At 26.0% G+C, this 17,508-nt stretch carries 26 protein-coding genes; 20 read left to right on the top strand and 6 right to left on the bottom strand.

Annotation, left to right across the window (positions count from 1 at the left end; genetic code table 11):
* The 8 genes from Q3304_RS09315 to Q3304_RS09280 form a co-directional block, all read left to right on the top strand.
* On the top strand, positions 1–213 hold a 213-nt coding region (locus tag Q3304_RS09315), incomplete at its 5' end, for a cell wall-binding repeat-containing protein (RefSeq protein ID WP_407813358.1).
* A gap of 558 nt (positions 214–771) precedes the next feature.
* Positions 772–1,389, top strand: a complete 618-nt coding sequence (locus tag Q3304_RS09310; RefSeq protein WP_407813359.1) for an IS607 family transposase — start codon at positions 772–774, stop codon at positions 1,387–1,389.
* Positions 1,367–2,566: an RNA-guided endonuclease InsQ/TnpB family protein gene (locus Q3304_RS09305; RefSeq protein ID WP_407813360.1), complete on the top strand. Its 1,200-nt coding sequence runs from the start codon at positions 1,367–1,369 to the stop codon at positions 2,564–2,566. Before Q3304_RS09310 ends, Q3304_RS09305 begins: the two co-directional genes overlap by 23 nt.
* A 249-nt stretch (positions 2,567–2,815) precedes the next feature.
* Complete coding sequence (locus tag Q3304_RS09300) at positions 2,816–3,691, top strand: hypothetical protein (RefSeq protein ID WP_407813361.1); 876 nt, start codon at positions 2,816–2,818, stop codon at positions 3,689–3,691.
* A gap of 46 nt (positions 3,692–3,737) precedes the next feature.
* Positions 3,738–4,775 (top strand): hypothetical protein, encoded by a 1,038-nt coding sequence (locus tag Q3304_RS09295; RefSeq protein WP_407813362.1) that lies wholly within the window; start codon positions 3,738–3,740, stop codon positions 4,773–4,775.
* 324 nt (positions 4,776–5,099) lie between these two features.
* On the top strand, positions 5,100–5,426 hold the full coding sequence (locus tag Q3304_RS09290; RefSeq protein ID WP_407813363.1) for a hypothetical protein: 327 nt from the start codon (positions 5,100–5,102) through the stop codon (positions 5,424–5,426).
* A gap of 211 nt (positions 5,427–5,637) precedes the next feature.
* Complete coding sequence (locus Q3304_RS09285; protein WP_021386751.1) at positions 5,638–5,772, top strand: hypothetical protein; 135 nt, start codon at positions 5,638–5,640, stop codon at positions 5,770–5,772.
* Between the two features lie 168 nt (positions 5,773–5,940).
* On the top strand, positions 5,941–6,621 hold the full coding sequence (locus tag Q3304_RS09280) for a response regulator transcription factor (RefSeq protein WP_407813364.1): 681 nt from the start codon (positions 5,941–5,943) through the stop codon (positions 6,619–6,621).
* A 408-nt stretch (positions 6,622–7,029) separates the two neighbouring features.
* Here the strand turns inward: Q3304_RS09280 and Q3304_RS09275 are convergent, their stop codons facing one another.
* A complete protein-coding gene (locus Q3304_RS09275) occupies positions 7,030–7,446 on the bottom strand; it encodes a hypothetical protein (RefSeq protein ID WP_407813365.1) in 417 nt (138 codons plus the stop codon).
* Between the two features lie 631 nt (positions 7,447–8,077).
* Between Q3304_RS09275 and Q3304_RS09270 the strand changes: the two genes are divergently transcribed.
* From Q3304_RS09270 to Q3304_RS09255, 4 genes are all read left to right on the top strand, one after another.
* Entirely contained in the window at positions 8,078–8,218 is a 141-nt protein-coding gene (locus Q3304_RS09270; RefSeq protein WP_407813366.1) for a hypothetical protein, read from the top strand.
* 20 nt (positions 8,219–8,238) lie between these two features.
* Positions 8,239–8,433, top strand: coding sequence for a helix-turn-helix transcriptional regulator (locus tag Q3304_RS09265; protein ID WP_407813367.1), 195 nt, complete (start codon positions 8,239–8,241; stop codon positions 8,431–8,433).
* A 206-nt stretch (positions 8,434–8,639) separates the two neighbouring features.
* Positions 8,640–8,852 carry a hypothetical protein gene (locus tag Q3304_RS09260; RefSeq protein WP_407813368.1) on the top strand — a complete coding sequence of 71 codons (213 nt, stop codon included), beginning with the start codon at positions 8,640–8,642 and terminating at the stop codon, positions 8,850–8,852.
* 6 nt (positions 8,853–8,858) lie between these two features.
* Positions 8,859–9,041: a hypothetical protein gene (locus Q3304_RS09255; protein WP_407813369.1), complete on the top strand. Its 183-nt coding sequence runs from the start codon at positions 8,859–8,861 to the stop codon at positions 9,039–9,041.
* Between the two features lie 108 nt (positions 9,042–9,149).
* On the opposite strand, the gene Q3304_RS09250 is transcribed toward Q3304_RS09255, so the two are convergent.
* On the bottom strand, positions 9,150–9,389 hold the full coding sequence (locus tag Q3304_RS09250) for a hypothetical protein (RefSeq protein WP_407813370.1): 240 nt from the start codon (positions 9,387–9,389) through the stop codon (positions 9,150–9,152).
* 1,133 nt (positions 9,390–10,522) lie between these two features.
* On the opposite strand from Q3304_RS09250, the gene Q3304_RS09245 reads away from it, so the two are divergent.
* Positions 10,523–11,140, top strand: coding sequence for a bZIP transcription factor (locus tag Q3304_RS09245; RefSeq protein ID WP_407813371.1), 618 nt, complete (start codon positions 10,523–10,525; stop codon positions 11,138–11,140).
* 95 nt (positions 11,141–11,235) lie between these two features.
* On the top strand, positions 11,236–11,814 hold the full coding sequence (locus Q3304_RS09240; RefSeq protein WP_407813372.1) for a hypothetical protein: 579 nt from the start codon (positions 11,236–11,238) through the stop codon (positions 11,812–11,814).
* Positions 11,815–11,889: 75 nt separating this feature from the next.
* On the opposite strand, the gene Q3304_RS09235 is transcribed toward Q3304_RS09240, so the two are convergent.
* Complete coding sequence (locus Q3304_RS09235; protein WP_407813373.1) at positions 11,890–12,120, bottom strand: hypothetical protein; 231 nt, start codon at positions 12,118–12,120, stop codon at positions 11,890–11,892.
* Positions 12,121–12,625: 505 nt separating this feature from the next.
* On the opposite strand from Q3304_RS09235, the gene Q3304_RS09230 reads away from it, so the two are divergent.
* The 5 genes from Q3304_RS09230 (at position 12,626) to Q3304_RS09210 (ending at position 15,235) form a co-directional block, all read left to right on the top strand.
* Positions 12,626–13,171, top strand: a complete 546-nt coding sequence (locus Q3304_RS09230; protein ID WP_407813374.1) for an RNA polymerase sigma factor — start codon at positions 12,626–12,628, stop codon at positions 13,169–13,171.
* The gene (locus tag Q3304_RS09225) at positions 13,164–13,862 is read left to right on the top strand and encodes a DUF4367 domain-containing protein (RefSeq protein WP_407813375.1); all 699 of its coding nucleotides are present in this window, start codon (positions 13,164–13,166) and stop codon (positions 13,860–13,862) included. The genes Q3304_RS09230 and Q3304_RS09225 overlap by 8 nt, the downstream gene beginning before the upstream one ends.
* Positions 13,863–13,928: 66 nt before the next feature.
* Entirely contained in the window at positions 13,929–14,366 is a 438-nt protein-coding gene (locus Q3304_RS09220; protein ID WP_407813376.1) for a hypothetical protein, read from the top strand.
* 98 nt (positions 14,367–14,464) lie between these two features.
* The gene (locus Q3304_RS09215) at positions 14,465–15,022 is read left to right on the top strand and encodes a hypothetical protein (RefSeq protein WP_407813377.1); all 558 of its coding nucleotides are present in this window, start codon (positions 14,465–14,467) and stop codon (positions 15,020–15,022) included.
* Positions 15,023–15,046: 24 nt separating this feature from the next.
* Positions 15,047–15,235, top strand: coding sequence for a hypothetical protein (locus Q3304_RS09210; RefSeq protein ID WP_021386739.1), 189 nt, complete (start codon positions 15,047–15,049; stop codon positions 15,233–15,235).
* 258 nt (positions 15,236–15,493) lie between these two features.
* Here Q3304_RS09210 and Q3304_RS09205 read toward each other — a convergent pair whose 3' ends face one another.
* From Q3304_RS09205 to Q3304_RS09195, 3 genes are all read right to left on the bottom strand, one after another.
* Positions 15,494–15,643 carry a hypothetical protein gene (locus Q3304_RS09205; RefSeq protein ID WP_407813378.1) on the bottom strand — a complete coding sequence of 50 codons (150 nt, stop codon included), beginning with the start codon at positions 15,641–15,643 and terminating at the stop codon, positions 15,494–15,496.
* A gap of 65 nt (positions 15,644–15,708) precedes the next feature.
* On the bottom strand, positions 15,709–16,611 hold the full coding sequence (locus tag Q3304_RS09200) for a hypothetical protein (protein ID WP_407813379.1): 903 nt from the start codon (positions 16,609–16,611) through the stop codon (positions 15,709–15,711).
* A 68-nt stretch (positions 16,612–16,679) separates the two neighbouring features.
* Positions 16,680–16,928, bottom strand: coding sequence for a hypothetical protein (locus Q3304_RS09195; protein ID WP_021386736.1), 249 nt, complete (start codon positions 16,926–16,928; stop codon positions 16,680–16,682).
* Positions 16,929–17,300: 372 nt separating this feature from the next.
* Between Q3304_RS09195 and Q3304_RS09190 the strand changes: the two genes are divergently transcribed.
* Positions 17,301–17,495: a helix-turn-helix transcriptional regulator gene (locus Q3304_RS09190; RefSeq protein WP_021386735.1), complete on the top strand. Its 195-nt coding sequence runs from the start codon at positions 17,301–17,303 to the stop codon at positions 17,493–17,495.
* Positions 17,496–17,508 lie beyond the last annotated feature (13 nt).

Raw genomic sequence — 17,508 nt, 5'->3', positions numbered from 1 at the left:
GCTATAACAAAGAATTTAAGTGCAACTAGACTATCTGGAAATGATAGAAAAGATACAAATGCTAGAGTCATAAATGAATTTTATGGAAAAGCTAATAATGCTTATATAGCTAAAGATGGTTCAGGAAATGAAGCTGAGCTAACAGATGCTTTAGTTGTTTCTAATTTAGCTGCTAAAGATAACTCTATAGTTGTTTTAGGTAATAATGGGTAATATAGCTGTTAATAAAAATCTATACAAATATATATAAATTTATACAGAAATACAGATAAAATATAGATAAACAGTAAGCCCTTCGTATCAAGCAATTGGTGCGAACTCCACGTTAATTGCTTTTAACTCCTAAAGCTCAATGACCAAAGCGAAGCTAGAAATGGCATATGTAAAGGTGCGAAAGCGGAAAAAATAATTGAGATGGCATATGGTGAAATAAAAGCTATCAATTTTATGTGATAGTCCTAAGTGCTAATGCAATGGATGTTTAGCAGGGAAACTCCTAAGTCTTAGATATGGAGAACCTTCAACGACTATCTCCTTGAGGGAGAGTAAAACCACAAGCTAATGGTGGAAGAAAAATGTGGCTCTTATCAGAGGATAAGATGAAGATATAGTCTACGCTTATGTGAAAGCATAAGAGGTCTACTTGTGAGAGAAAGACTGCATTAAAAGTTGCGTTTTAATGTGAATGAGAAAAATATGGACAAATTTAAAATATATAGATAAATTAGCCGATTTGTATTAAAATATAATTAATACAAGGAGGTGGCACGTATGGAATTAATTTCCATTGGAAAGTTTGCTAAAAAAGTTGGTGTTCATCCAAAAACATTAAGAAGAATGGAAGCTGATGGAAGGTTAAAGCCTCATTATGTTTCAGAGGGTGGTACAAGATACTATTCAACTGAACAACTTAGAGAATTTAATCAAAAGTCAGAGTTAAAACGCATTGTAGTTGGATATTGTCGTGTTAGTACGCCATCTCAAAAGGATGATTTAGAAACACAAGTTGAAAATCTTAAAACTTATATGTATGCCAAAGGATATGAATTTGAGGTTATTAAAGATGTAGGTAGTGGTATTAATTATAAGAAAAAGGGTTTACAACAGTTAATAGATAAGATAAATAATAGAGAAGTGAGCAAAGTCGTAATTCTATATAAGGATAGGTTAGTACGATTTGGTTTTGAACTTATAGAATATCTTTGTGAAATTAACAGTGTTGAAATAGAAATTGTAGACCATAGTGAGAAATCTAAAGAAGAAGAATTAACTGATGATTTGGTTCAAATTATCACAGTATTTGCTAATAGATTATATGGTTCACGTTCTAAAAAAACTAAACGTTTGATTGATGAGGTGAAAAGCATTGATAATAGGGAAAAAGATTAGATTAAAACCCACAAAAGAACAAGAAATGTTATTTTGGAAATCAGCTGGTGTAGCTAGATGGTCATATAATTACTTTATAGCTACCCAAAATGAAACATATCAATCATATTTAGATAATAATAAAACAGGAAAAAGATTTATAGGTGATGGGGAGGTAAGAAAATACATTAATAATGTATTAAAACCTACCACTCATGCATGGTTAAAAGAGGTTGGAAGTAATGTAATGAAGCAAGGCGTTAAGGATGCAAAAGACGCCTACACTAAATACTTTAAAAAACTTGCTGACAAACCAAAATTTAAATCAAAACATAAATCTACTCCAAGTTTTTATGTAAATTATGAATCTTTAAAAAGAATTGATGGATTTCATTTTAGAGGAGAAAAAATAGGAATAGTTGAAACTTCTGAGATGTTACCAAAAGTAAAAGATAAATATAGTAATCCCCATATTAAGTATGATGGAAAGCATTGGTGTTTATCTTTTAGTATTGAAATTGAGGAAGAAACATATCAACTTACAAATATATCACTAGGAATTGATGTTGGAATAAAGGATTTAGCTATATGTTCAAATGGTGAAACTTATAAAAATATTAATAAAGGTAAGGAAGTTAAAAGACTTGAAAAGAAACTTAAAAGGGAATTAAAAAGTTTTTCACGTATGAGGGAAAATAATATGATTAATAAAATCTATTATAAAAGTGAAGATAAAAAAGGGATATTAAAGTCTTTTGAATATATTCGTCCACTTAGAGAGTGTAAAAACTATCAAAAACAACTTAAAGCTGTTCAAGGAATTTACCGTAGACTTACAAATATTCGTAATAACCATTTACATCAAACAAGTTCTGGAATTGTGAAAACCAAACCTTTCAGAATAGTAATGGAAACTTTGAACATAAAAGGTATAATGAAAAACAAACATTTATCTAAAGCTATTCAACAACAAAAACTATATGAATTTAAAAGACAAATTCAATACAAGTGTAAAAAATATGGTATTGAATTTATAGAAGTTGATAAATTCTTTCCAAGTAGTAAAAAGTGTTCTTGTTGTGAAAACATTAAAAAAGATTTAAAACTAAGTGATAGAATTTACAAATGTGATAATTGTGGAATATCTATTGATAGAGATTATAATGCAAGTATTAATTTAGCAAATTATTCAGTTTAAGAGCTTTCACATTAAAAGAAATCTTAAACATGTACCCATCGATACTGGGGAATTTAAGCCTATGAAGTGTTATATCAAACTAAAGTAGATTATCTTCGGATATTCAAAATAGGACACATTGAAGTAGGAAAAGTTAAGTTAAAAGCCTTTTAGGTATAAGACAACTTACAGTAAAGATGTAGACAAGTAGATATATTTATATAAATTTGTGTATGTTTTTCGTATCGGCTATCTGATAGTCAAAAAGAAATGTTAAAAAGGACTAATCCAGAAAAAATAACAAAAGTAAATAGTGGTGCAAATGATAAGACATATTCTGATGCATTAGGAGTATTTAATAGAAATGATTCAAATACTCAAAATAATGTTCCTGGAATAAAAGTTAATGGAAGTAAGATAGCTATAGCTCCACAAAAAGATATGACAATAACTAGAAACTACCCTACAGGTGGTACTTATATAATTGGGACAGAGATAAAAGGACAAGTAAAAGTTAAATATGGAGACTCAATTAGAGGTGCTCATGGATATGGATGTACTACTCAAGAGGAATATGATAAGGTTTTAAACTGGGGTACAAATGTAATGAGTACATTAGACTTAAATAAATGTCCAGATTGGGTTTATTGGCAATACTATAAGTCAGGGAATATTCCTGATGATGGGTATGTAGATTCTACTTTGAAATTAGATGGTTTCAATGAAGATTTTGGTGATTGGAAAGTTGCTAATAAGTATCTTCTAATTGGTCTTAATAAGGGGATAATATCAAATGAAGACGCAGAACAGTTGATTTTGTATAATAGTGCAGTTGGTCATGCTATAAGACAAAAACCTAGTACAACAGACCCATTAGATGCTTCTCCAGCTTCTGCATACGATGTTCTATTTAGACATAAATCCGATTGTGATGCAAGTGCTCAAGTATATTTAATGATAAGTGATTTATGTGGGGCTAATGGAGCAATAATTGGAGATAGAACTCATTCTGATTATAATATGTTAAGTGGCAATTATTGGTGGGTTAATGGTGCAATACCAGCTGATTATAAGAAAAATGATAATATTTTTAAAATGTCTGTTTTAGCTGCACCTGCATATAACATAGATTATTTATGGAAATAGATAATTCTAAACTAATATAGACAAAAGTCTTTAAGGGGAGTAAAATATGAAGGCTATAACAACTGTTGATTTAAATAAAATAATATACTCAAACCCATTTGACCAAAAGCTAATATGTATGATATCTATTTTAGAAGCATACTTAAATTTAATATCAAAAGACCATTTAGAGAGTGTTGGAAAAGAAAAAATAAGTGATATTACACTAGAAAATCTTGGAACTATATATTCTTCTGTTCTTAATAAACATAGTGGTCTTAATGGTGTTTGCTGGGAATATGCAGTATATAATGCAATTTATTATGATGATGACTTTATTCAGAATTTATTAAATTTGAGTATAAACTATCTTTCAGGAGAAAATACGTTTTATAGATTAAACGCAATACTATGGGGAGGAGAAAAAGCGAATTTAGATTTAGATAATATAAATGAAAGTATTAATGATGAAGATTTAATATGGACATCTTTTGGTACATATAAATTTAAAGAATATATAGATATGATTCATAAATCATTTAGAGAAAAATTATTTAGAAAACAACTTCCTGAAGAAATTCGTGATATTTGGAAAACAGACCTTTTCGTAAAAAAAGAAAATAGTAATATATGGTATGCTGTTACTGTTAAGTGGAATAAAAATGATGTAAAACAATATCCTGGGCTTTCAATAGGAATTCACTATGAACATATAAAAATTCAAAAACATGAAATAAACCCTTATCTTATCAATAATAGTTTTGTACGATGTTCAATACCATTTGAGCATAATTTTGGGGAATATTATTCATATATGTTTAGATTTTTTAAGTTATGTTTAGAACATATAAATTTTAAGAAAAAGAACACAATTAGACTTGAATTGGCAACATCCGAGGAATATGGACTATTTGAAATACTATATAAATTAAAGAAAGTTCCTTGTTGTACTATTATAAATTACTTGAAAGACAAGTATTGTTATAAAAATAATACTTTTGTAAAACCTGAAATAGTATTATCAAACAATAAACCTTTGGTTTTTGCACCAATAGATGTAAATGAGATAAAAAATGCAAATGGAACTATAATAATTCCTACTTAAAGTATAAAAAGCCTCCTTTTTAGGTGGTTTTTTATATTGTTTGAAGTTTTTAGCTTTTTTGTTGTAAAGAGAAGCTTATACAACTTATAATTAATTTAGCAAATTATTCAGTTTAAGAGCTTTCACATTAAAAGAAACCTTAAACGTGTACCCATCGATACTGGGGAATTTAAGCCTATGAAGTGTTATATCAAACTAAAGTAGATTATCTTCGGATATTCAAAATAGAACACGTTGAAGTAGGAAAAGTTAAGTTAAAAGCCTTTTAGGTATAAGACAACTTACAGTAAAGATATAGACAAGTAGATATATTTATATAAATTTGTGTATATTTTTCGTATTGGGATAAACAAAGGTATTATATCAAAGGATGAAGCTGAGCAATTAATTTTATGTAAAAGCGCGATTGGTCATATGACAAGACAATTGCCTAACACAACAGACCCAAGTGATAGCTCTCCAGCTTCTGCGTACGATGTTATATTTAGACAAAAATCTGATTGTGATGCCAGTTCACAAGTATTTCAGTTAATAAGCGATTTATGTGGAGCTAATGGTGCAATGCCAGCTAACTTTAAGAAAAATGATAATATTTTCAAAATGTGTGTTTTAGCTGCACCTGCATATAATATAGATTATTTATGGGAATAGATAGGACAACAGTAAAAAATCTTAGGTCTATATATTCTTTCATATGTATCTATTTTAGATACTACAAAATAATATTAAAAACAAAAGTACCTGAAAATTTCAGGTACTTTTATGTTATAATATACCTTGCAAGGAATATATTTGAAAATGCTATGAGTGGTGTTTCCATAGAAGATTTCCTCACTTTCTATTAGAAGGGAGGTGAAAAGCTATGGTAAATCTAATGATGAATGTTCTAGCAGGTTTAATATCCTGTTGGCTTTATGATAAATTAAAAACCACTCCTGGCCGTCAAACTAAGAGTGGTTGGGAACTTAATATTAAGTTCCGTAAGAATTCAAAATAAGTTATAATTGGAAACCACACTCAAGTTTAAGTAGAATATGTTTCCTTGCCTTTATTATATCACAAAAACATTTTTTATAATCAATATTTTTTAAAATATTAAATATATATGGCAAAGAAATACTAGTTAAAAATAGTCTAAAGAGAATGAGATTTAGGAGTGATTCTAATGCAAACTAATGTATTGGTAATTGATGGAGATAAGAATAATTGTCAGGAATTGAAAAATTTTTTAGAAGAAAAAGGTATAAATGTAGATTTAGCGTATAATTGTGAAGAAGCCATTGGAAAGATATCTAGTAATAACATTGATTTGATATTTTTAGAGATAATTTTAACTGATGGTAATGGATGGGAGTTCTGTAAAAAAATTAGAAATATAACTACTTGCCCAGTTATTCATATAACATACATAAATGAAGAGCAAAGTATTTTAAATGCTTTAAATTCTGGTGGAGATGATTATTTAATAAAGCCTCTAAATTTGGAAATTTTATATGCAAAAGTAAAAGCAATTCTAAGAAGAGTAAATATGTATGCAAATAGCAATGAAAATAGTTTGAAATTAGAGGAATATAATAGAGCTAGTGGAGTAATAAAATTAGAAGACAAAATAATAAAATTAACTCCGATAGAAAATAAGTTATTAAATTACTTTATAGATAATGCAGAAAATACTTTGACTATTAAAGAGATATATGAAGATGTATGGATGAATGAATATCCAGAGGATAATAATAGTGTCACAGTTGCAGTGAATGGGTTAAGAAAGAAAATAGAAAGAGATTATAAAAATCCTCAGAATATTATAACAATAAGAGACTTTGGCTATTACTTCAATAAGATATAAAGTTTTATAAATGGAATGATAACAATTTTTATTCAAGTCTCAAGTTAAAAATTTTAGTGTATTAAAATTTAAGCATTAATGATTAGAAGGTAGTAACTATAACTAGTTGCTACCTTCTAAAGTGTAGGTATATAAGAAACTAGGTATAACAAGTTGTCGAATAATAGTGTTAGTATAAAACATGAAATAAATATACCTAATAAGTACCATAAGAAAGCATTTATATTTTTCATAAAATCACCAACTTATATTATAATTAATCTTCTTAATTAAAGTATACCAGTAATAAGTATAAATAATGTATAAAATATTGCAAATATAAACAAATTAAAACATAAAAAGCCATCTCTTTAGGTGGCCTTTTATTGATTTTATACAAAGATATATGGTGAATCATTTGGTATATTACTATTTTTGAAGCTCAAATTTCTTTAGCCCTGGTGGAGTGTCAATTATGTACTTATATGATTGTGGAGCTATGAAGTTATCTATATACTCTTTTGGGTTTATGCCTCTATCAAATTTAATGAATTCGCTTATTTCAATTGCATATGCTATATCCCTATTATTGAAATATTCATCATATTCATCTTTGCTTATTCCTGAAAATTCTTTTGTTTTATTCCAAATAACTCTAGGACTATCTTTTAAGTATTTTGTGTATTTAAAATAACCAATTATTTTTTTCTGTGGTGATGTAGAATATACATAGATTTTCTCAACATCTTCTTTAAAAATAGTCTTTCTATATTCGAATTTCTTATTGTTATTTAATATTTCCTTTACATATTTAGGTTTAATCGATATTATTAAATTTAAATTCATATATAATTATTTGCTACTCAAAACTGGTCTAATATATCTATATTGAGAACTTTTCTTTATTAAAAACCTTATATTGTCTAAAATACTATGATAAATGATTTTGATGCAATATTTTTATATAAAATTGCTGGTACTATAAGATACTTTTAAATATATATCAATCTGTTTGCATTAACTATTTGTGTTTGAATATTTTGACCAGTAGCTCTCCTTTTATATTTTTTATTTCTTAGTTCTAAAATTTCATATTTTCTTTAAAATTTATTAACTAATTCCAGCATATATGAGATTTTTAAATCTGTAAAGAAAATCATATCTTTGTGTTTCCACGCCCAAAGAAACAAAGGTTTATAATATTAAAAATAAAAGTTAGTGAAGCTTTTAGCTACTTTTTATTGCAAATTGGAGAGTATAGAACTTATAATTAATTTATGGTGAACTATCTGTGTAGTATGGATAATACACAAATCAAAACTTGAAAGGATACAATAAAATATGCCAGCTTTTTATACATGGTTTTTAAATAAAGATGAACATGAACTATAACTTAAAATTGCGTATATAAAATCATTATTTTATATTGAAAATGTGATATTAATATATATTAATTAGTATTATTAGGAGGTTTAACATGAATTTAGCTAGACTTAAAGAGTTAAGACTTGAGCATGGATATAAAAAACAACAATTAACTTACATTGATAAAGAAAAAGCTAAAAGACCTTTAGCAAAAACAGAACTTAAAAACAAAGAAATAGCAAGTACTAAATAGTATTAATTAGGAGGAGTGACATGAATTTAGATGGACTTAAAAAATTAAGACTTGAGCATGGATATACACAACAACAATTGGCTACTCATATGGAGATGAGTCAGACTACTTATAGTGATAAAGAAAAAGGTAAAACACCTTTTACGATACCTGAGTTTGAAAAACTTTATAAATTTTTAGGTGAAGATGTATTGGGATTATTAGAATTACAATAAATTCTAAAAAATATTAATGTTCTACCGAAAAAATGGTTGTGAATATTCGGTCAACATGTTATTATAAAAGTACAAGATAGAGAATGAAAGATATTTAGTGAATTGAAGTTTTGAGTAATATGGAGATTTTCTTATTTAATTATTTAGGATGTAAAACTATAACTGTGATATAATTCAATTAAAATAATGAGTATGGAGGCGACAATATGAAAAATTTATTACACAAAAAAGTTAAAATAAAAGAAAATTTACTTGTAGATGAATTTTATGGGGGATTAAGGTTTCATAATGGTATGAATAAATTTAAAGGAAAGGTGACAGTTGTATCTCATATACCCCATTATTGTGTATATGCTTACAACTTAAATGATTGTGAGGGGTATGATTTCACAGAAGAAATGTTAGAAATTATTGAATAAATGAGTATGAATATACTAAATTTAGGTAATAAGTTTTATGTTGAAACGATGAGTTATAAAAGACTTCAAGCTAGATTAAAGAATACTACTATTAATGAAAAGACTGGTAGAATTAATAAGAAGAAACGTTTTGGAAAATCATTAGCAAATAAAGCACCTGCATATAATATAGACTATTTATGGAAATAGATAGGATAAACTATACTAATATACAAAAGTACCTGAAATTTCAGGTACTTTTATTCTATACTATACTAATCCTTATGATACCATTTATATGTAAATATGGAGAGAGTGCTAAATAGTATCTAAGCTTTTTTTTATTTCTGTTGTATCATCTTTTAAAAGTGTTAAATATTTTTCAATAAAGTCTATTTCTGTTCTAATTTCAATGAAATCATTTTGTGTATTATCCTTTAAATCTTCAATATCTACTGAAATTTTAACGATATCTTTATAAATATAATCAAATCTTTTATCGATAGCATCAAATCTACAGTTCATTTCTTGCAATAGTGTTAATATTTTTTCATCCATATCATACATTCCCCTATTTGATTTTTAATAATGTTTTATCTTATTATTATAACATATTAAATAAAATTTATTTTTGGGAAAATATCAAGACTTAACTTATTTGATACATATATGTTAATCATCTCCCGTTTCAGTTCCTATTGTAAGACCATTTATTCCTAAAGCTCGAAGTTACTATAGCTATAGTTTTAATTTCTGGTAGATAGTCATATACAGCCAGAACTATATCTCTAATGTTTTCATAGTTCATAGTAAGGGAATTAGTATCCATCACTAAATTACGTCTTACAAAGGGCTGATAAGAAGCTAATTCAGCTAAATCTTCTTTAAAACATTCATTTTTATACAAATTTCAAAAAGGACATTTATTATATGTACAACCAGAGTCTGCTTGAATTATGAATGAATTAGCTTCATAGGGTGATTGACTAGTATGATAAAGAAACGGTATAATATATATAAAGATACGAATTTGTATCATCAAGACATAAAAAAGAGACTACAAACTATTTACGGTAGGGTGTCTCTTAATTCAATAAGACTTACTCATTAATTTGAAGAATCACCTGAATGGCCGTTCGGGTGATTTTTAATTTTTTGCAACGTTTTTCTAAACTCATTTATTTCTTTAAGGAGTCTATTTAGATTCTTAACCAACTTAATCAAACTAATTGTTATAGTGGTAAGAAATGTTATTATCGTTAACAAACAAATGTACATGAAGATTCACCCTAATAGTTTTTCTATGTAGTCTCTAAACATTATTATACCATAATATGTAATTAATGCAGATATATGTTTAATTATTGTATCTAATGTCTATATCACATTTAATTTTAATTTCTAGCTTTAAACTCTTATAAATAAAAGTTCTTGAAGTTTTTAACTTTTTTTGTTGTAAAGAGAAGCTTGTATAACTTATAATTAATTTAGGGCGAACTATCTGTGTAGTATGGAGAATATGCAAATTAAAATTTGAAAGGATACAATAAAATATGGTAGCTTTTTATACATGGTTTTTAAATAAAGATTAACATGAGCTACAACTTAAAATTGCGTATATAAAATCATTCTTTTATATGATGATAATTATATTGTCAGTTTGCAATTTTTTCTGGAGTAATACATTTTCAATGGTAAAAGTCATTTTAGGCGATACAATTCTTAGATATATCTCATTATTTTTGTCAGTTGGATTACGTTTTTTCACAGTGCTTAGTGCAATAGCATTTATTTTATTTGTAATTTCAGCACTTTTATATGAAATTCCTTATAATTATATGAAACCTGGTACATATTCTTATTTCAGAATATTAATACATGGTTCGTTTAGCAGGCTTAAAGATAGTCTTGAAAGCATAACAATATTTTTAATAGCTGCATATATATTCTCCTATGATGTTTTTATACAATATAAAAGTATATATAGTGAATCGCTTTGGCAAATGTTCTTGTTGGTAATGTCGGCCGTCTTTATTATGTTTTCCATGCCAGAAATGACTAATCGTTTTTTTACATTAAGGTCCTGGATAAATTCTTTAGATAAGGAAGAAAAGCTTCTTCCACCAAAACATGGGGACACAAATGATGAGCTTTATCCATTAAAAAATGGGAATACAAACTTAAATAGTGAGCTTATCTTACTAAAAACTATGAATCAAAAACTAGAGAAAGAAATTCTTTTTCTAGAAGCTGAGAATAATAGATTAAGAGAAAAAGATTTGAGCTTAAAAGAGCAGGGGGGCTACTGAAAAATATATATAATTTATAATAATTAGAAATTGTGTCATTTATGTGCATATAGTAAAAATAAAAGGATATTTTTAGATATTAGGAGGATAATTACATGGCGAACTTTCCAAAAATAAATACTATTTTTATTGGAGAAGAAGAATTAAAAAAAGTTATATTTAGCGATGAAGTAAATAATTTTAAAGAAGAAATTATAAATTACTTAGAAATAAAAAACGCTAATATAGAAATTAATTGTGAAAAAAATAAATCTTACAGTGATGGCTATCAAAAATTAGGTACTAAAGCAGCACTTCTCTACGAAGAAGATAAAATTGTATTTTATACAAAAGAAATAGAAAAATATATAGAAACAAAATTTGAAATATATGATAATCAAGTAAATAGAGACTTCTATGAAAGAATGGTTTACATATATATAAAAATGATTTTAGTTCATGAACTTGTTCATGTTAAGCAGTTTGAGATTGGTAGATTGACAAAAGAAATTATAGATAAACACAAGGACATACAACATGAAAAACGTTGGTATGAAAATGAAGCAAATGAAAAAGCGAAGGAAATTATGTTATTAAATGCTGATAGCTTTAGGGAAGGTATAATAAATTTTGTAAGTAACAACAGTCAATGGCCTATGAGGTCAGAAGAATTTTCAGTTTTGCAGGAACAATAAAATAGTTAACAAATATCGTACAACAAATAAGTTAAAGACCCCTTAGCATATAAATTATACTAAGAGGTCTTTAACTTATTTATTTTTAGCAATTTTTTTATTCTCAATAAAGTTTTTAATGAAATTAAATATTACAAATCCAACTGTTATACCTAATGCACTCATATGAATTGAGTCTATGCTATGATTAAATAGAATAGAAAAACCGAATAATACGATAGATACAATAATTAAATAGCAAATAATTTCAAAAAAAGATAAAGATATTGAGCATTTAATATCGATACTGAATTCTTTGTCATTCATTACATTCATCCTTTCAATATAGTTTATTGTGTATATTATATCACTTAGAAATCATTTTATCATTACCATTGCCAATAGAATCTATTTATTCTAATAATTTTTTTAAAAAAAATATATATGTCTAAAAAATGGAGTTTCATTTGTTATATAGTTAAATAGAATAATATCTCAGCATTAATTACAAGCGTTAGAGGAGCTGTAATCGGAGTTATAGCAGGTTCTATAGTTTTAGGCTTTTCAGTAGTTTTTATAGCAAAAACGATAAAGAAGAGATGGTTAAAAGTTATAATAATTATTTCGCTAATAGCTATAGCTACTTTGATAACATATTTTACTAATGGATACCTATAGAATTATAAGAAAAAAAGAACTAGATTATCTAGTTCTTTTTTTCTTATGATTCTATAATATAATAGTTTAAATTTAAGTTTAATGCACATATTCCTTTGAAAATCTTGTATAATTATTCTATTAAAGTAAAATCATTTACAGGAGGCTACTAATTATGTTAATGTATTTGGCCATTATAGATTCAGAAAAAGATAAAAGTAAATTTGAAGAAATCTATATTAGATATAAGAAGTTGATGTTTTATGTGGCAAATCAAATTTTGAAAGATGAGTCTTTATCTGAAGATGCTGTACATAATTCATTTCTAAAAATAATAGATAATTTAAGTAAAATAGATGATGTTAAGAGTATAAAAACCAAAGGATTTGTTGTTATTATAGTAAAGAGAACTTCGATAAATATATACAATAGAAGAAAAAGAGAAGAAATAAGTGATATTAATGATGAAAATTATAAATTCAATTCCTTAGATTTATCAATTGAAAATCTAGGAGAGTATATCAATTTAGTAGAAGCTTTAAAGAAGCTTCCTCAGATAGATATACAAATAATGTTATTAAAATATAGTCATGGTTTTTCTAATAAAGAAATCTCAAAGATACTAAATATAAAAGAAGTTAATTTATACAAAAGAAATAAAAGAGCTTTAGAAAAATTAAAAAAACTTTTAGATGAAATGGAGGTGTCAGTAAATGAATAAGAATAAATTAGATATAGAAGAACTATTGTATTCTAAACTTCCTGAAATAGAAGAAAAAGTATTGAATGAGCTACCTGGTGATGAAGATATTAACCATATATTTTCACCTGAGTTTGAAACTAAAATGAATAAACTTATTAAAAAAGATAAAAAAAGGAATGAAAATACATATTATAAACACTTTAAAAAAATTGTGATTATCCTTTTAATAGTTTTAACAGGCATAATTACTATAACAACTGTAAATACTGAAGCTTTCCCAGAAAATCTAATGAGAATAATAAAAAAAATCTATAAAGAGTTTACTGATTATAATTTTATTAATCCTAATGTGGAGAAAACGTATTCCTATAAAGAGCCTAAGTACATTCCTTTTGGATATAAAGAAGTTGAGAGAGTTAAGGAAGAAGATTATCTTGTCATAACATATAAAGATAATTTAGATGATTACATAATTTATCAAACAATGCCAATGGATAGAGACATTGTATCATTAAATACTGAAGGAGCTACAATAGAAAATATTGAAATTAATAATTATTATGCTCAATATGTTGAAAAGGGTAATACACAACAATTATTATGGGATGATAAAAATAATATATACATATTATCTAAGGAACTCCAAACAAAAAAAATAACAAAAAAAGATAAGATGGAATTTATTAAAATTGCAGAAAATATTAAATAAAATTTTGCCAAACATACAGGTTATTATTTGCTATATACATGTCCAAATATTTAAGGAGGTTAATTGATGAAAGTAAAAAAAATAATTTCAATATTTTTGTATATTTCGATAATTATAATACCATTGAATCTTATTAGCTTTGCAGAAGAACTTAATTTAGTAGATATTATCTACATTGAAGAATGTCAGAAAAGTATAATACCAATCTCTGTGTATATATTAAATTGTAGTTGTAGAATCTCAGCTTCTAATGGCCCTGTAAAAATAAATGCATCTGTAGTGGGTAAATCGAGTGTAAATAAAACATCTATTATAACAAAATTACAAGAATTAAAATCTGGGCATTGGGTAGATTTAAAAACATCTTCAAAGAAAACTGGAGGAAAAACTTGTTCAGTTACAAATTCTTACTCTGTAACAAAAGGACATACATATAGAGGTGTTGCAATCATTACAGCTGGGAATGAATCTAAAATATTAATAAGTACATCTCAGAAATACTAGTATTTAAATTAATTCTAGAAAAATTTATAAATAAATGTCTAAAAATCAAATCCTTATTTGTTATATAGTTAAATAGAATAAAAAGGATGGTGTTTTATATGAAAACAAAAAAAATGAATAAGGTGTTAGCTACTACAATGATAACAACAATGTGTATTACTCCTTTTGCAAGTATTGCAAATGCGATGGGACCTGTAAATCAAGAACCTACATATATTAACACTCAAAATGAAAAAGACAATATAGCAATAGGAACTGAATATACTGTAACAAATAAAGACATGGCTGATTATTTAAAGGCTGGTGGAGTGTCAGAGAATTTATTGAAAGAAGCTGGATTTTATAGTTTAGCAAGATATAAAGAAGGAGTAAATAAAGTAGTAAAAGTAAAAGGTGGATGGGATATTTATCTTTCTCGTGAGACTCTAGATGCTATGAGATTAGGAGGTTCAGGTGTTTCTGGAAGTGTAATAACTAGATTACTTCGTGGTTTAGCATCTAAAAATGAAATTGGGATTATAGCATCAGTTATATTAAGTGCTTTGGTAGGTTCTCCAAAAGGAGGAATGATTTTCAAAATGAGACTAAAAAAAGTTACAATAGGGGTTGCTGGAGAAATAGAAGAGTACTATTGTGCATCGAAAGTATATCAATAAAATAAATAGAAATGAGTGAATTAAATGAATCATACATTTTTGAAAGAAACTTTAGTAATTTCAATTTCTTTAATAATACTTTCTGAATATGTTATTTTTGATAAATTGAAAATATCTAAAACATGGATAAAAGTAATATTAAGCATTATAATGGCCGCAATATGGATTAAAATATCACTTATCACAAATGAGTATGAATTTTTATTTAAATAAATTAAAAATAATTATGGATAGAACTATTTTTTACAGGAATTGAAACTATTAAGAATAAATATTCTTAGTGTTATGATTTTAGGTAGCATATAAATAAAAAGAACTTAACTTGATTTTTCAAAAGTACTTGATATATTGTTTTGTATACTGAGCTTCATTTTGCTTAAATGTTATCTAAAGCAAAAGGGATGTATCAAATTTTCATTTTGATACATCCCTTTTATGTATTAAAAGACTGTAAACTATTTGCGCATAAAATTAATCTAAAGAATCACTTGAGATTACATTAAAATGATTCTCAATTCCTTTGAGAAGTTCTGATGTCTTTTCATTAATTTTTATATCTGTTTCATCCAGCATTGGAATGTCAGTCTGTGGTATATCTAGTATTTTGTTACTTATTTCCAATAATGTTTCTTGTAATGATGTTAATCATTTTTAATTAAATTTGAGATATACTATTTGATTATGAGTTAAAAACGCTCTGATAAATATTCTATTTCTCTACTAAACTTATCTTCATATTTAGATATAACTTCTTCAAATTTATTAAGAAATTCATCTGATAAAATCTCATAAATTGGTAATAAAAATGTTGTTAGAGCTTTAGAGTTATTCTCTGTACAAGAACTGTCTGTATATAATTCTATATCATAAGTATCTAATAAAAATCTTAAATCTCTAAAACTTTCTATATAAAAATCCTTATCTTTAAATATATTTGTATTTTTATATGAATTACTTGCTTTATAAAGATACTTATAATTTATTAATTCTATACTTAATGTGATAACATTGATTTCATCTTCTTTCCAGCTGAAGTTAAATGTTCTATTATTAATATCTACTTGATTAATATCTTTATCTATTTTATGTTTTTCAATAAAATCACATATTATTTTATTGTTTTTTTCAGCATAATCATGAAAAAACTTATCCAATCCTTTTTTATAATCTTTCTTTTCACAACCATACTTTTGAAGCAATAGCTCCTTATCAAAAACCCATATAGAACTTATTTTCTTGCCAACATCATTATAATCACCCTTTTGTACTAGAGTTCTAAATGTTGTAACAGGCATATCAAGTAACCTAGCTGCTTCTTTTAATGATATAACATTCTCAAGTGGATTTTTCTTAAAAGCACCATTGAGCAATCCTATTTGAAAATTAGCTTTTGTTTCTAAATCATATAAATTATTTGTTAACGAATCACATACTGCTATATTTGTTTCATCACAAGCTTTTAAAATCATTTCTAATAATTTATTTTTATCAATATCATTAGTAAACAAATTAGTTATCATAACTATTTGATTTTTGTCAAAAACACCTGATTCACCTAGCCTAAAGCCTAATTCATATACTTCTCTCATTTATAAAATCTCCCTTATTCTGTTTTTATTGGTTATTTATAGATACATAATTATTATAAAAAAATTTTTTACTTAGATACATTACCATTAAGTAGCCCAATTAAAAAGTTACTTTTTACTTCTAAATCATATAAGTTGTTTCTTAATGAGTCACATACAGTTAGTTTTTGTGACATACATGCTGCTAAAATCATATGTAATAATTTATCTGTATTACAGGCTTGAAAAAATAAATTCTGAATCTGAATTATTTGAGTTGAACTAAATACACCTGATTTTCCTAATTTAAAACCTAACTCATATACATCTTCATTCATTTATATTTCCTCCTTTATATTAAGATTAATTGTATATAAGTATATTATAGTAGTGAATTAATCTAAAAACAAGTATTTATATTAATCATAGACGAAAATATTAATAATTATATTAATCATAGACATAAATAGTAGTAAAAAATATAATTAAAAGGAATATTTGGATATATCTTATATAAAAGTTAAATGTGATATTATGTGTATATACTAGTATTTAGGAGATGTAATCGGAAAAACTACATGAAAATTAGTGGAGTAGTTCAAAAATACATTTCAAAATAAGCTTTTTAATCACTTTATCTTTTTTATTATTTTTTAATAAGGAAAAATGTGATATTATATATCTTAACTAGTATTATTAGGAGGTGTAACATGGATTTAGCTGGACTTAAAGAGTTAAGACTTGAAAATGGATATACACAACAACAATTAGCTACTCACATGGGAATGAGTCAAACAACTTATAGTGATAAAGAAAAAGGAAAAACACCTTTTACAATACCAGAATTTGAGAAGTTATATAAGTTTTTAGGGAAAGAAGTATTAGAATTGTTGGATTTTCAATAAATTCTAAAAACCA

It is taken from the genome of Clostridioides sp. GD02377 (assembly GCF_045899875.1).
In the GTDB taxonomy this organism is placed as follows: domain Bacteria; phylum Bacillota; class Clostridia; order Peptostreptococcales; family Peptostreptococcaceae; genus Clostridioides; species Clostridioides difficile_A.
Note: the sequence above shows the minus strand (reverse complement) of the source record. Positions and strands in the feature narration are given on the sequence as shown.